Annotated in this window: 12 protein-coding genes; 10 read left to right on the forward strand and 2 right to left on the reverse strand. The window is 71.3% G+C overall.

Annotated features, from left to right (window positions below; genetic code table 11):
- Nucleotides 1-1,389: a sigma-54-dependent transcriptional regulator gene (locus KAK06_RS02510; RefSeq protein WP_310741018.1), complete on the reverse strand. Its 1,389-nt coding sequence runs from the start codon at nucleotides 1,387-1,389 to the stop codon at nucleotides 1-3.
- A 215-nt stretch (nucleotides 1,390-1,604) separates the two neighbouring features.
- Here KAK06_RS02510 and KAK06_RS02515 point away from each other — a divergent pair, with 215 nt between their 5' ends.
- The 7 genes from KAK06_RS02515 (at nucleotide 1,605) to KAK06_RS02545 (ending at nucleotide 8,122) form a co-directional block, all read left to right on the forward strand.
- Nucleotides 1,605-1,817: a formate dehydrogenase gene (locus KAK06_RS02515; RefSeq protein ID WP_210800227.1), complete on the forward strand. Its 213-nt coding sequence runs from the start codon at nucleotides 1,605-1,607 to the stop codon at nucleotides 1,815-1,817.
- A gap of 68 nt (nucleotides 1,818-1,885) precedes the next feature.
- The gene (locus KAK06_RS02520) at nucleotides 1,886-4,864 is read left to right on the forward strand and encodes a formate dehydrogenase subunit alpha (protein WP_210800228.1); all 2,979 of its coding nucleotides are present in this window, start codon (nucleotides 1,886-1,888) and stop codon (nucleotides 4,862-4,864) included.
- Nucleotides 4,865-4,885: 21 nt separating this feature from the next.
- Nucleotides 4,886-5,500, forward strand: a complete 615-nt coding sequence (gene fdh3B / locus KAK06_RS02525) for a formate dehydrogenase FDH3 subunit beta (RefSeq protein WP_210800229.1) — start codon at nucleotides 4,886-4,888, stop codon at nucleotides 5,498-5,500.
- A gap of 1 nt (nucleotide 5,501) precedes the next feature.
- Nucleotides 5,502-5,753 (forward strand): hypothetical protein, encoded by a 252-nt coding sequence (locus tag KAK06_RS02530; RefSeq protein WP_210800230.1) that lies wholly within the window; start codon nucleotides 5,502-5,504, stop codon nucleotides 5,751-5,753.
- Entirely contained in the window at nucleotides 5,750-6,835 is a 1,086-nt protein-coding gene (locus KAK06_RS02535) for a formate dehydrogenase subunit gamma (protein WP_210800231.1), read from the forward strand. The genes KAK06_RS02530 and KAK06_RS02535 overlap by 4 nt, the downstream gene beginning before the upstream one ends.
- A gap of 19 nt (nucleotides 6,836-6,854) precedes the next feature.
- On the forward strand, nucleotides 6,855-7,208 hold the full coding sequence (locus KAK06_RS02540) for a hypothetical protein (RefSeq protein ID WP_210800232.1): 354 nt from the start codon (nucleotides 6,855-6,857) through the stop codon (nucleotides 7,206-7,208).
- Nucleotides 7,209-7,234: 26 nt separating this feature from the next.
- Nucleotides 7,235-8,122 (forward strand): formate dehydrogenase accessory sulfurtransferase FdhD, encoded by an 888-nt coding sequence (locus KAK06_RS02545; RefSeq protein ID WP_210800233.1) that lies wholly within the window; start codon nucleotides 7,235-7,237, stop codon nucleotides 8,120-8,122.
- Here KAK06_RS02545 and KAK06_RS02550 read toward each other — a convergent pair whose 3' ends face one another.
- Nucleotides 8,123-10,147, reverse strand: a complete 2,025-nt coding sequence (locus tag KAK06_RS02550; protein WP_210800234.1) for an acetoacetate--CoA ligase — start codon at nucleotides 10,145-10,147, stop codon at nucleotides 8,123-8,125.
- Between the two features lie 73 nt (nucleotides 10,148-10,220).
- Between KAK06_RS02550 and KAK06_RS02555 the strand changes: the two genes are divergently transcribed.
- The 3 genes from KAK06_RS02555 (at nucleotide 10,221) to KAK06_RS02565 (ending at nucleotide 13,678) form a co-directional block, all read left to right on the forward strand.
- Nucleotides 10,221-10,763, forward strand: a complete 543-nt coding sequence (locus KAK06_RS02555) for a DUF1697 domain-containing protein (RefSeq protein WP_210800235.1) — start codon at nucleotides 10,221-10,223, stop codon at nucleotides 10,761-10,763.
- A 249-nt stretch (nucleotides 10,764-11,012) separates the two neighbouring features.
- Nucleotides 11,013-11,723, forward strand: coding sequence for a toll/interleukin-1 receptor domain-containing protein (locus KAK06_RS02560; protein ID WP_210800236.1), 711 nt, complete (start codon nucleotides 11,013-11,015; stop codon nucleotides 11,721-11,723).
- Nucleotides 11,720-13,678, forward strand: a complete 1,959-nt coding sequence (locus KAK06_RS02565; protein WP_210800237.1) for a hypothetical protein — start codon at nucleotides 11,720-11,722, stop codon at nucleotides 13,676-13,678. Before KAK06_RS02560 ends, KAK06_RS02565 begins: the two co-directional genes overlap by 4 nt.
- The last annotated feature ends 96 nt before the right edge of the window (nucleotides 13,679-13,774 follow it).

Genomic DNA, 13,774 nt, shown 5'->3' on the forward strand with positions numbered 1-13,774 from the left:
TCATCCGCCCCACTCGGCGACGCGGCGCTCCAGCGTGCGCCGCGAGATGCCCAGCGACTGCGCGGCGCGGGTCTTGTCGCCCCCCACCGAGGCCAGCACGGCCAGGATGTGGTTCTTCTCCAGCGTCTGCAGGTCGGTGGTCAGCGGAGCCACCGGGGCCGGCGGCGCGGGCGTGCGGGCCTCTGCGCGCGCCAGGCCCTGGTACAGCGCCGACACGTTGAGCGCGCCCAGGATCAGCGAGCGCTCGATCAGGTTGCGCAGCTCGCGCACATTGCCGGGCCAGTCGTACTGCGCCAGGAAGGCCAGCTCGTCGGGGCTGACCTCGATCGGCGGCAGGCCCAGCTGCGGCGCCAGCGTGTTGATGAAGTGCTCCACCAGCGCCGGGATGTCTTCCTTGTGCTTGCGCAGCGGCGGCAGGTTGATCTCCACCACCTGCAGCCGGTAGTACAGGTCGGGGCGGAAGCGCCCGGCCTCGACCTCGCGCGCCAGCGGGCGGTGGGTGGCGGCGATGATGCGCACATCCACCGGCACCTCCTGCTCGCTGCCCACCGGGCGGATGCGGCGCTCCTCCAGCGCGCGCAGCAGCGTGGCCTGCAGCGCCATCGGCAGCTCGCCCACCTCGTCCAGGAACAGCGTGCCGCCCTGGGCGTAGACGAACAGGCCGTCGTGCAGCTGGCGCGTGCCGTCGCTGCTGCGCCAGGCGTGGCCGAAGAGCTCGCTCTCGATCAGCTCGGCCGACAGCGTGGCGCAGTTGACCGGCACGAAGGGCCCGGCGGCGCGCGGGCTGTGGCGGTGCAGCGCCAGTGCGGCCAGCTCCTTGCCGGTGCCGGATTCGCCGGTCAGCAGCACCGTGCTGTCCACGCCGGCCACGCGCTGGATGGCGGCCTGCAGCCCGCGGATCGCCAGCGACTGCCCCACCAGGCCGCCGGCGGCCGGCGTGCGCTGCGACAGGCTGCGCCGCAGCACGAAGTTCTGCCGCCGCAGCTCGGCCCGCTCCAGGCCCTGGCGCAGCGCGTTGAGGATCTGGGTGACCCGGAAGGGCTTGAGGATGAAGTCGCTGGCGCCGGCGCGCAGCGCCTCGATCGCCGTGTCCAGGTCGGCGAAGGCGGTGATCAGCACCGCCTCGCAGCCGTGGCCTTCGGCGCGCAGGCTCTTGAGCCAGGTGATGCCGTCGCGGCCGGGCATGGCGATGTCCAGCACCACCAGGTCGATGCGGTGGCGGCGGGTGAGCTCGTCCGCCTCGTCGGCGTTGGCGGCCACCAGCACCTGGCCCACCCGGGGCGCCAGCGTCTTTTGCAGGAAACTGCGCATGCCCGGCTCGTCATCGACCACCAGGACGGTGGCGAGCGGCCAACGCTCCTCGGGCGAAATCGGTGTGGTCAGGGTCACGGCGCGCGCATTCTAGGAGCGGTGGGCCGGGCGCGGCGCCGGGTTGAGGTACACCGTGGGTGGCACGGCCCGGGTGCGACAAGTTGTCGCAGACCGGGCGCCAAAATGGCTGATCACATCCGGGCTGCTGCGGATGGTCAAAGGGTTAGCACTGAGTTCTCATGTGGTACACCCATGCAACTGTGTGCATAGCGCCAAGCGTCGAAGGGACTTTCATGGACAAGGACAAGACCAAACCGGCTGCGGTGTCGCGCCGGACGCTGTTTGCAGGTGCCGGCACCGCCGGTGCGCTGGCCGCCGCCGCCGCGGCGCTGCCGCTGGCCCAGCCGGCAGCCACCCCGGTGGCCGCCAAGCCGGCCGAGCCTGAGGGCGAGGGTTACCGCCTCAGCGAGCACGTGCGCCGTTACTACCAGACCACCCGGGTCTGAGGCCCTTTTTGCCTGCGCGCCCGGCCTGGCCGGCGCGGCGCGGGTTCCATCGCGTTCAAGGACACGACATGCTGCTCACCCGCAGATCCGAATCCGCCGGCACGACCGCCTCTGCGTCGTCGCTGGTGTCCAGCCTGGCCCGGGGCATCTCCCGCGCCATTCCCACGATGGACCGCCGCGCCTTCCTGCGCCGCTCGGGCCTGGGCGTGGGCGCCGGCCTGGCAGCCAGCCAGCTGACCCTGGTGCAGCGCGCCGAGGCGGCCGGCGCCGCCGCCGCTGACGGCGCCAAGAAAATCGAGGTCAAGCGCACCGTCTGCGGCCACTGCTCGGTGGGCTGCGCGGTCGACGCTGTGGTGGAGAACGGCGTCTGGGTGCGCCAGGAGCCGGTGTTCGACTCGCCGATCAACCTGGGCGCGCACTGCGCCAAGGGCGCCGCGCTGCGCGAGCACGGCCACGGCGAGTACCGCCTGAAGTACCCGATGAAGCTGGTCGACGGCAAGTACAAGCGCATCAGCTGGGACGAGGCGCTGGACGGCATCGCCAAGAAGATGAAGGAGCTGCGCCAGGCCAGCGGCCCGGACTCGATCTTCGTCGTGGGCTCGTCCAAGCACAACAACGAGCAGGCCTACCTGCTGCGCAAGTGGGTCAGCTTCTGGGGCACCAACAACTGTGACCACCAGGCGCGCATCTGCCACTCCACCACCGTGGCCGGCGTGGCCAACACGTGGGGTTACGGTGCGATGACCAACTCCTACAACGACATGCAGAACGCCAAGGCGGCGCTCTACATCGGCAGCAACGCCGCCGAGGCGCACCCGGTGTCGATGCTGCACCTGCTGCATGCCAAGGAGAACGGCTGCAAGGTCATCGTCGTCGATCCGCGCTACACCCGCACGGCCGCCCGCTCCGACCAGTTCGTGCGCATCCGCTCGGGCTCGGACATCCCCTTCCTGTTCGGGGTGATGCACCACATCTTCAAGAACGGCTGGGAAGACAAGAAGTACATCGAGGACCGTGTCTGGGGCATGGACAAGGTCAAGGAAGAAGCGCTGAAGGTCTGGACCCCCGACAAGGTCCAGGAGGCCTGCGGTGTCGATGAAGCCACCTGCTACCAGGTGGCCAAGACCATGGCCGAGAACCGCCCCAGCACCATCGTCTGGTGCATGGGCCAGACCCAGCACACCATCGGCAACGCGATCGTGCGCGCCTCGTGCCTGCTGCAGTTGGTGCTGGGCAACGTGGGCAAGAGCGGCGGCGGCACCAACATCTTCCGCGGCCACGACAACGTGCAGGGCGCCACCGACGTCGGCCCCAACCCCGACTCGCTGCCCGGCTACTACGGTCTGGCCGAAGGCTCCTGGAAGCACTTCGCCAAGGCCTGGAACGTCGACTTCGAGTGGATCAAGAAGCAGTACGCCTCGCCGGCGATGATGACCAAGTCGGGCATGACGGTCTCGCGCTGGGTGGACGGCGTGCTCGAGAAGAACGAGCTGATCGACCAGGACAGCAACCTGCGCGGCCTGTTCTTCTGGGGCCATGCACCCAACTCGCAGACCCGTGGCCTGGAGATGAAGAAGGCGATGGACAAGCTCGACCTGCTGGTCGTGGTCGATCCCTTCCCCAGCGCCACCGCGGCGATGGCGGCCATGCCCGGCGTGCCCGAGGACCTCAACCCCAAGCGCGAGGTCTACCTGCTGCCCACCACCACGCAGTTCGAGACCAGCGGTTCCTGCACCGCGTCGAACCGCTCGATCCAGTGGCGCGAGAAGGTCATCGATCCGCTGTGGGAGTCGCGCACCGACCACATGATCATGTACCAGCTGGCCGAGAAGCTGGGCTTCGGGGCCGAGCTGGTCAAGAACTACAAGATGGTCGACGGCAAGGGCGGCAAGGAGCCCGAGACCGAGTCCATCCTGCGCGAGATCAACAAGTGCGTCTGGACGATTGGCTACACCGGCCAGTCGCCCGAGCGCCTGAAGGCCCACATGCGCAACATGCATGTGTTCGACGTCAAGACCCTCAAGGCCAAGGGCGGTGTCGACAAGGAAAGCGGCTACAGCCTGGACGGCGACTACTTCGGTCTGCCCTGGCCCTGCTACGGCACGCCCGAGCTGAAGCACCCGGGCTCGCCCAACCTGTACGACACCTCCAAGCACGTGATGGACGGCGGCGGCAACTTCCGCGCCAACTTCGGTGTCGAGCGGGAGGGCACCTCGCTGCTGGCCGGTGACGGCTCGCACAGCGTGGGCTGCGACCTGACCACCGGCTACCCCGAGTTCGACCACGTGCTGCTGAAGAAGCTGGGCTGGTGGGGCGAGCTCTCCGAGGCCGAGCAGAAGGCCGCCGAGGGCAAGAACTGGAAGACCGATTCGTCGGGCGGCATCATCCGCGTGGCCATGAAGAACCACGGCTGCCATCCCTTCGGCAACGCCAAGGCACGCGCCGTGGTCTGGAACTTCCCCGACCCGGTGCCCAAGCACCGCGAGCCGCTGTACAGCACCCGGCCCGACCTGGTCGCGAAGTACCCCACGCACGACGACAAGAAGGCCTTCTGGCGCCTGCCCACCCTCTACAAGACGGTGCAGGAGAAGAACAAGGACATCGGCAAGCAGTTCCCGCTGATCATGTCCAGCGGCCGCCTGGTCGAGTACGAGGGCGGCGGCGAGGAAACCCGCTCCAACCCCTGGCTGGCCGAGCTGCAGCAGGAGATGTTCGTCGAGATCAACCCGAAGGCGGCCAACGACCGCGGCATCCGCAACGGCGACCTGGTCTGGATCAAGACCCCGCCGATGGCCGCGGTGGCCAACTTCCCCGGCCTGAAGGTGCGGGCGCTGGTGACCGAGCGGGTGGACGCCGAGACCGTCTGGCTGCCCTTCCACTTCTCCGGCCGCTGGGGCGGTGTCGACATGGCGCCGTACTACCCCGAGGGCGCGATGCCGGTGATCCGCGGCGAGGCGATCAACACCGCCACCACCTATGGCTACGACAGCGTGACGATGATGCAAGAGACCAAGACCACGGTCTGCCAGGTCGAGCGCGTCGCCTAAGAACACACGGAAAGGCACACCATGGCCCGCATGAAGTTCATCTGCGACACCGAGCGTTGCATCGAGTGCAACGGGTGCGCAACCGCCTGCAAGGCGGAACACGATATCCCCTGGGGCGTCAACCGCCGCCGCGTGGTCACGCTCAATGACGGCGTGCCCGGCGAGCGCACGATCTCGGTGGCGTGCATGCACTGCTCCGACGCGCCCTGCATGGCCGTCTGCCCGGTCGACTGCTTCTACCGCACCGACGAGGGTGTGGTGCTGCACGACAAGGACACCTGCATCGGCTGCGGCTACTGCAGCTACGCCTGCCCCTTCGGCGCGCCGCAGTTCCCCAGCAACGGCACCTTCGGCCTGCGCGGCAAGATGGACAAGTGCACCTTCTGCGCCGGTGGCCCCGAGGACAACGGCAGCCAGGCCGAGTTCGAGAAGTACGGCCGCAACCGCCTGGCCGAAGGCAAGCTGCCGGCCTGCGCCGAGATGTGCTCGACCAAGGCCCTGCTCGCCGGCGACGGCGACGTGGTGGCCGACATCTTCCGCCAGCGCGTGCTGGTGCGTGGCAAGGGCGCCGAGGTCTGGGGCTGGACCACCGCCTACGGCCAACCGGGTCAGCCGGCCAAGAAGGAAGGAGCCTGAGATGCGCGCCACCCGCCTGATCGCGCTGAGCGCGCTGGCCCTGCTGGTCTCGGCCTGCGGCGAACGCCCGCAGACCGGTGAAGGCCCGCGCAAGAAGGCCGACACCAAGGCCGCCACCGGCACCGACAACGGCTACGCCGCCGCGGGCTGGACCCAGGGCGACGAGACCGGCTGGAACAACCAGCTCCGCGCCCGCGCCCAGCAGGGTCAGAACGAGTACACGCGCTCGCCGGCAGCGCCCAAGACGCCATGACCGCGCTGCTTCGAGCCCTGCTGCTGGGTGCGCTGCTGGCGGCCGGTGCCGCCCAGGCGCAGGCCCCGGCGGCCTCGGCGCCGGCCGCGGCCGCCACGCCGCTGCCCGACGACAGCAATGCCCGCCGCGCCCAGGTGCAGCCCGGCAACAACGCGCCGATGTGGCGCGCCGTCAAGGAGCAGGGCGGCCTGAGCACGCTGCCCGGCGCCGAGAAGGGCGTGCTGATCCAGCCGCAGGCCGACTACATCGTCGCCCAGGGCAACGCCGGCGAGGCCTGGCGCGAGGTGCGCAACCGCTGGATCATCCCCTACGGCGGTTCGCTGCTGCTGATCGTCGCGCTGGCCATCGGCATCTTCTACTGGCGCAAGGGCACGCTGGGCGGCCATGTGCCCGACACCGGCCGCAAGATCGAGCGCTTCACGCCGCTGGAGCGGGCCGCGCACTGGACCAATGCCGGCGCCTTCGTGGTGCTGGCGATCTCCGGCCTGACCATGGCCTTCGGCAAGTTCGTGCTGATGCCGGTGATCGGCTCGGCGCTGTTCGGCTACCTGACCTGGCTGCTCAAGACGCTGCACAACTTCGTCGGCCCGCTGTTCGCGGTGTCGCTGGTGATCGTCATCGTCACCTTCATCAAGGACAACATCGCCAACGCGGCCGATTTCGTCTGGCTGTCGCGCCTGGGCGGCATGCTGGGCGACAAGGAAGTGCCCTCGCACCGCTTCAATGCCGGCGAGAAGGGCATGTTCTGGTGGGGCGTGACCATCCCCGGCCTGGTGGTGGTGGCCTCGGGCCTGGTGCTCGACAAGCTGGTGCCCGGCTTTGGCGAGGTGCGCAGCGAGATGCAGATCGCGCACATGATCCATGCGGTGGCGGCCATCGGCATGATGGCGCTGATCGCCGGCCACATCTACATGGGCACGCTGGGCGTCAAGGGCGCACTGGGTGCGATGAAGACCGGCTACGTGGACGAAGGCTGGGCCAAGGAGCACCACGAGCTCTGGTACGACGACGTCAAGGCCGGCAAGATCCCGGCCCAGCGCTCGGCCCAACCCCTTCCCGGCGCCCCGCGCACCCAGTCCTGAGCGGCAGGAGACCCATTTCATGAAGACCCACACCCTGACTGCCCTGGCCGCGCTGGCGCTGGCCACCACCGCCTTCGCCAAGCTGCCGCCGCCCAGCGACGAGGCCAAGGCCAAGGCCGCCGAGGCGGCCGCCAAGACCGCCTGGACCGGCAAGGTCGACGCCTACAAGCTGTGCCAGTCGCAGGACAAGGTCGCCGCCGGCTACCGCGCCGCGGCCAAGAAGAACGGCAAGGACGCCGGCACCGTGGTCGAGACGCCCGCCTGCGCCGACCCCGGCCCCTTCGTCTACACGCCGCCCGCACCGGCCTCGGGGGCTGCGTCCACCGCGGTGGCCGCGCCCGCGCCGGCATCGGCCCCGGCGAAGAAGGGCTGATCGCCGCTTCGCGACCATTGACGGTCATGCCTCCGTCCGTCCGCCCGATCGCCGACCCGGCCCTGACGCCGCGCATGACGGATGCGCGCGCGCCGATGCTGCGCGAGATCGAGATCCTTGACGAGTACGGCGCGCGTCGACGCATCCACATCCCGGCCGAGCGGCCGCTGACGGTGTTCGTCGACAAGCGCGAGATCGTCACGCTGATGACGCTGGGCGCCTCGCCCGAGATGCTGGTGCTGGGCTACCTGCGCAACCAGCGCCTGGTGCCCGACCTGGCGGCGGTGGAGTCGATCACCGTGGACTGGGACGTGGGCGCCGCCGCGGTGCGCACCCGCGAAGGCATCGCCGACATCGAGCAGCGCACCGCGCGCCGCGTGGTGACCACCGGCTGCGGCCAGGGCACAGTGTTCGGCGATCTGATGGACCAGGTGGGCGCGCTGCGCCTGCCCGGGCCCGAGCTGGCCCGCATCCGCCAGGGCACGCTGGCGGGCCTGCTGGAGGTCATCCGCCAGCAGGACAGCATCCACCGCAAGGCGGGCTCGGTGCACGGCTGCGCGCTGTTCCGCGGCACCGAGTTGCTGTGTTTCGTGGAAGACGTGGGCCGCCACAACGCGATCGACACCATCGCCGGCTGGATGTGGCTGCATGGCGTGGACGGCGCCGACAAGGTGTTCTACACCACCGGCCGCCTGACCAGCGAGATGGTGATGAAGGCCGCGCACATGGGCGTGCCCATCGTCGTCTCGCGCAACGGCGTCACCCACATGGGCCACGAGCTGGCCACGCGCCTGGGCATGACCCTCTTCGGCCGCGCCGCCAACAAGCACTTCCTGTGCTACTGCGGCGCCGAGCGCTTTGATTCGGAGCCCCTCCCTGAGCCCGCGTCGGTGCGGGTGGTGGCGGGCGGCTGATCAGCCTGCGCTGCGCCGCGCGGCGTAGTCGACGAACCAGTCCACCGCGGCGGCATTCGCCATCGCGTCGCGGTTCATCACCTTGGCCGGATCGGCGCCCAGCAGCAGCTTCTTGACCGGCAGCTCCATCTTCTTGCCCGACAGCGTGCGCGGGATGGCCGGCACCTGCAGCACCACGTTGGGCACATGGCGCGGCGACAGCGCCTCGCGGATCGTGGCCTTCAGGCGGGCCTGCAAGGCGTCGTCCAGCACCGCGCCCTCGCGCAGCACCACGAACAGCGGCATGAAGGACTCGCGGCCCAGGTACTCGAGGTCGACCACCAGGCTGTCGAGCACCTCGGGCAGGGCTTCCACCGCGCGGTACAGCTCGGCCGTGCCCATGCGCACGCCGTGGCGGTTGATGGTGGCGTCGCTGCGGCCGTAGATGATGGCGCCGGTGGCCCCTGCATCGGCGTGCGGCACCAGCCGGATCCAGTCGCCGTGGCGCCAGACGCCGGGGTACATGTCGAAGTAGCTGTCGTGCAGGCGCTGGCCGTCGGTATCGTTCCACAGCTGCAGCGGCATCGAGGGCATCGGTGCGGTGCAGACCAGCTCGCCCACCTCGTCGATCAGCGCACGGCCGCGGCCATCGGGGCCAGGCTCGCTCCAGGCCTCCACGCGCGCGCCCAGGCAGCGGCACTGCATCTCGCCGGCGGTCACGGGCAGCGTGGGCGCGCCGGCGATGAAGGCGCCGGCAAAGTCAGTGCCGCCGCTGATGCAGGCGATCCAGATGTCGCGTCCATCCACCTGCGGCAGCGCCTGCCAGATCCAGCGGTAGCCGTCTTCCGACAGCGGTGAGCCGGTCGAGCCCACCGCGCGCAGCGCCGACAGATCGGCTTGCTGCTGCGGCTGCGCGCCCGCCTTGGCGCAGCTGGCGTAGAAGGCCGCGCCAGCGCCGAAGAAGCTGCAGCGGGCCAGCGCCGCGAAGCGCCACAGCGTGGACCAGTCCGGCGCGCCGTGCGGCCCACCGGGCGAGCCGTCGAACAGGCAGACAGTCGTGCCGCCCAGCAGGCCGGCCACCTGGCAGTTCCACATGATCCAGCCGGTCGAGCTGTACCAGTGGAAGCGGTCACCGGTCTCGGCGCTGGGGCCGATGTCGTTGTGCAGCACGCCCAGCTTCAGCGCCTCCAGCACGATGCCGCCATGGCCGTGCACGATCGGCTTGGGCAGGCCGGTGGTGCCGCTGGAATACACCACCCACAGCGGATGGTCGAAGGGCAGCCAGGCGGGTGCGAGCGTCTCGTTGCCAGCAATCAGCATTACCCAGTCGTGCAGCGCCGCGGTGCTGGTTGTGGGCAGGTCCAACGACTGGCCCTGCAGCGGGATCTGCACGACGTGCTGCAGCGTCGGCAGCGCCGCCACCAGCTCGGCCACCACAGCGCGGCGGTCATGGGCGACGCCACCGAAGGTGTAGCCGTCGGTGGCGATCAGCACCGCCGGCTCGATCTGGCGGAAGCGGTCGAGCACCGCCACCGGGCCCATGTCGGGCGAGCAGACCGACCAGATCGCGCCGATGCTGGCGCAGGCCAGAAAGGCGACGGCGGTCTCGGGCCGGTTGGGCAGGAAGGCCACGACCCGGTCGCCGGGCCCGACGCCCAGATGCGTCAGCGACGCGGCCAGCGCGCCCACCTGCCGGCGCAGCTCGGGCCAGCTCAGCGCGTGCACCTGACCGGCGGCCAGACCCGCCTCGTCGGTCCAGACGATGGCCGGATGGCCTGCTGCGTGCGCGCTGTCGGTGTGGCGCAGCACCTGCTGCGCGTAGTTGACCTGCGCCCCCGGAAACCAGCGCGCACCGGGCATGCGCGCATCGGCCAGCACCGCGGTGTGCGGTGTCGGCGACTGGAGGTCGAAGTAGGTCCAGATCGCCTGCCAGAAGCCGGGCAGGTCGTCGACCGACCACTGCCACAGCGCGTCGTAGCTGGGAAACGCCAGGCCGCGCGTGGTCTGCAGCCAGTGCTGGAAGCGGGTGAGTTGGGCGCTCGTCATCCCCTCAGGCTAGGGCCGTGGCCAGCGCGGCGCCATTGGGGCGAGCACGCGTCGCCGGTGCGACACTCGCGCGATGACCACCTGCCTGGTGCTGCTGCGCGGCGTGAATGTCGGCCCCGTCAAGCGGGTGCCGATGGCCGAGCTGCGAACGCTGCTGGGCGAACTGGGTGGCGAGCGGGTGGCCACGCTGCTCAACAGTGGCAACGCGGTGGCCGACTGGCCCCGCGCCAGGCCGGCCACGCTGGCGCCGCGGATCGCCGCGGCGCTTCGGCAGCGGCTCGGTTTCGACGTGCCGGTGGTGGTGAAGACGCTGGCCGACGGCCTTGCCATCGCCGCCGGCATGCCCTGGCCCGAGCCGCCCGATCCCGCGCGCCTGGTGGTGGTGTTCACCGCCGACCAGGCCGACCTGGCCGCGCTGCACGCGGTTGACCCGCTGGTCGCGCCGGACGAGGCCTGGCACATCGGCACGCAGGCCGCCTATCTGCACTGCGCCGGCGGCCTGCTGGACAGCCGTGCCGCCGAGGCGCTGCTGGGCCGCGCGGGCCAGGCCGTGACCACGCGCAACTGGGCCACGGTGGGTAAGCTGCTGGCGCTGGCGCAGCGCAGCGATCGCTGAGCGGGAACGCGGGCAACGCCCCTGTCCGGCAGACTGACGATCGTGCCGGCCAGGTCGCATCCGCCGCGCCGCGCCCGGGCCGCATCGGCGCGATGCAGGACCTGGCCCGACGCCTGAACGGTGACAACCGACATGGAGCCGCTGGCCGATGCCCGAGCGCCACAGTGGCGCCACAGGGCCACGGCGGTGGTCGACAGCCGCCGCCACCTGGGCGAAGATCGATCGCCGCCGCCCCACGACCATCCGCCCATGAAACCCCTGTTCGTCAGCTACACCCAAAGCGACCTGCACTGGGCGCAGTGGGTGGTGTGGCAGCTGGAGGCGGCCGGGTACTCGGTGCGCTACCAGCACCGCGACTTCCGCAGCGGTGGCAATTTCGTCACCGCGATGAACCAGGCCATCCTGGACGCGCCGGCCACGGTGGCCCTGCTGTCGCCGGCCTACCAGGACTCCAAGCACTGCGAGGCCGAGTGGTCCAGCGCGCTGGCCGGTGACACCACCAATGCCGCCGGACGGCTGATCCCGGTGCGCGTGGTCGACTGCGTGCCCAAGGGCCTGCTCGGGCCGCTGGCCTACATTGACCTGGTGGGGACCGAGGACGCCGACGCGGCGCAGCGCCTGCTGGCCGGCGTCGCCGCCTCGCCGGCGGTGCAGGCCGCGATGGGTGGCCCGCCACTGCCGGTGCGTCCTCGTCGCGGTCCGCCGCTGTTTCCACCGCAGCGCGTGCAGCGGCTGGCCACACGCCTGGCGGTGTCCGGCGCCGGCGGCATGGCGGTGGCGGTGGGGGTGTCGCAGTTCCTGCGCCGCGTGATGCCGCTGCGCATGGAAGGCGACGACGCCGCGCCCTGGACCGCAGCCGGCCTGTGCGGTCTGGTGGCGGCGGCGATGGTCTACGGGCTGTGGGGCTGGCTGGCTGCGAGGCGACAAGCCGCCGCGTCAGCGGCTGGGCAGGCGTCATGACGCGCCCGGTGGTGGCCGCGATGATGGGCGCCGCGGCCCTGGCGGTGCTGCTGGGCGTGGCGGTGCCGGTGGCCGCGGCCGAGCCGGATGCGCCGGATGCACCGATAGCGCTGTCGCCGGCGCGGATGGCCGAGCAGGCCGCGCGTGAACGCTGGCAGCGCGCCCGTGAGCAGCGCGCCACCGTCCGCCGGGCGGACGACGCCGCGCAGCGACAGGCCGACCTCGCCCGCCAGGTGGGCGCGCAGTGGCAGGACGCCCAGGAGGCCGACGTGGCGCTGGCCCGTGCGCTGCAGGACGCCCAGGATTGTCTGGGCGAGGCGGGTGCGTCGGTTGAGTCGCTCGAGGCTGCGTTGCAGGCCGCCGACGTCGCCCGGGCGAAGGCGGATGCCGCGGCCGACGCGGTGGTGCACGCCAGCGGCGCCCGGCTGCGTCCGGCACTGTCGGGCGCCGAGCAGGCGACGCAGGCGCGCCGGGCCGCTGAGCGGGATCTGCGCCAGGCGCTGGCCGGCCTCCAGACCCGGCTGTCCAGCTGCCGCAGCCAGGTGTGGCGGGCGCAGGGGACGGCAGAGACCCAGCGCCGGCGGCTCGACGCCCTGGCGGCGCTGGCCAGCGCGCTGATCGACGCGGGCGCTGACACCGCGGTCCGGCTGGACGCCGTGGCGGCCCTGCCTGTCCAACCCGACATGCCACTGCCGCCGCTGGTCCGGCCCGAGCGGTCCGGCGATGCCGCGCTGCGCCGCCTGGCCGAGGCCCTGCCGCCTGGGCCGCCACCCGCCGCGACAGCCGATGCGTCGGTGCTGGATCGCCTGCGTCAGCTGGCTTCAGAGCGCGTCAGGCTCCAGGGCACGCTGGCGACGCAGACCGATGCCTACGCCATGCTGGCCCTGCTCGCCCGCACGCCCGCCAGCGGCTGCCCGCGTGGCCGCTGCCCGTCGTTCCGGGCCGACCTGGCCGAGCTGTCCCAGCGCCTGACCCGCACCCGCGCGGCCTGGACCAGCCTGCGTGCCGATCAGGCCCAGGTCCAAGCCCGCCTGGGCGGCCTGCTGGCGGCCGAGCACGCCGAGGCCGCCACGCTGAAGACGGTGCTGCAACGGGCGCAGCCCTGGGTCGAGCCCGCCGGGGCCGAGGTGCTGGCCGACAGCCGCCGCACCCAGGACGCGCTGGCGCCCGTGCTGGAGGCGGCAGACCAGGCCGAGCGCGAGGCGCAGCAGGCCTGGCGGCTGGCCGCCGCCCAGGCGGGCATGCCGCCGCCCCGTGCCGCGGGCGCAGCGCCACCGGCCCCGGCGATGGCCTACCCGGCGCCGGCGCCGGCCCCGGCGCCCGACGTGCGCAGCCATGCGCTGGCGGTGTTCCAGTCGATCGGCGACGAGCCGCCAAACTTCGGCGCCTACACCTATGTGCTGGTCTCGGGCTTCGATGCCAAGCGCAACGACGAGGTGGCGAAACGCTTCCGACAGCTGCTGGTCGCGCTGCGCAAGAACACCGAAGGCGCCAGCGGCGTGCCGCTGGCCGAACGCAAGACCGTCAACGTGTTCTGCGTTCCCACGCGCGCGCAGGAGCGCGCGGCGCCGGAACAGATGCTGATCGACTACGTCGACGACCTGGGACTGGCGCTGATGCGGCGCGCCCAGGGCGGGGTGCTCAGCAAGGCCATGGCCGCCCGGCTGGCCAGCTCGCCCGGGCCGTTCCTGCTGACCCTGCCCTCCCGCATCGACGAGTCCGGGCCGAACACGGCGCTGCTGCTGGCCGATCTGTCGCCCTACGACGAGGCCGACATTGCCGACCTGGTCGCCAGCTACAAGAAGGGCCTGGTCGACGCCTTTCCGGAGCACCAGGCCGAATGGAAGCCCAACCTGCCGCTGACCGTGGGCATGACGATGGTGCGCTGGTTCAGCGCGCCGGGCCGCATCGTCGCCTCGGCCATCGCCCCGGCGAACGCCAAGTCTCGCCCCTGAGGGTCGGAGCGATCTGTCGATCGTGCCCGGCCTGCCCGGCCAGGCCCGCCCCGCATCAACCCCGATGGTCGGAGGGCCCACTTGGCACCACGCTTG

This window comes from Ideonella aquatica (assembly GCF_018069755.1).
Classification (GTDB): domain Bacteria; phylum Pseudomonadota; class Gammaproteobacteria; order Burkholderiales; family Burkholderiaceae_C; genus Ideonella; species Ideonella aquatica.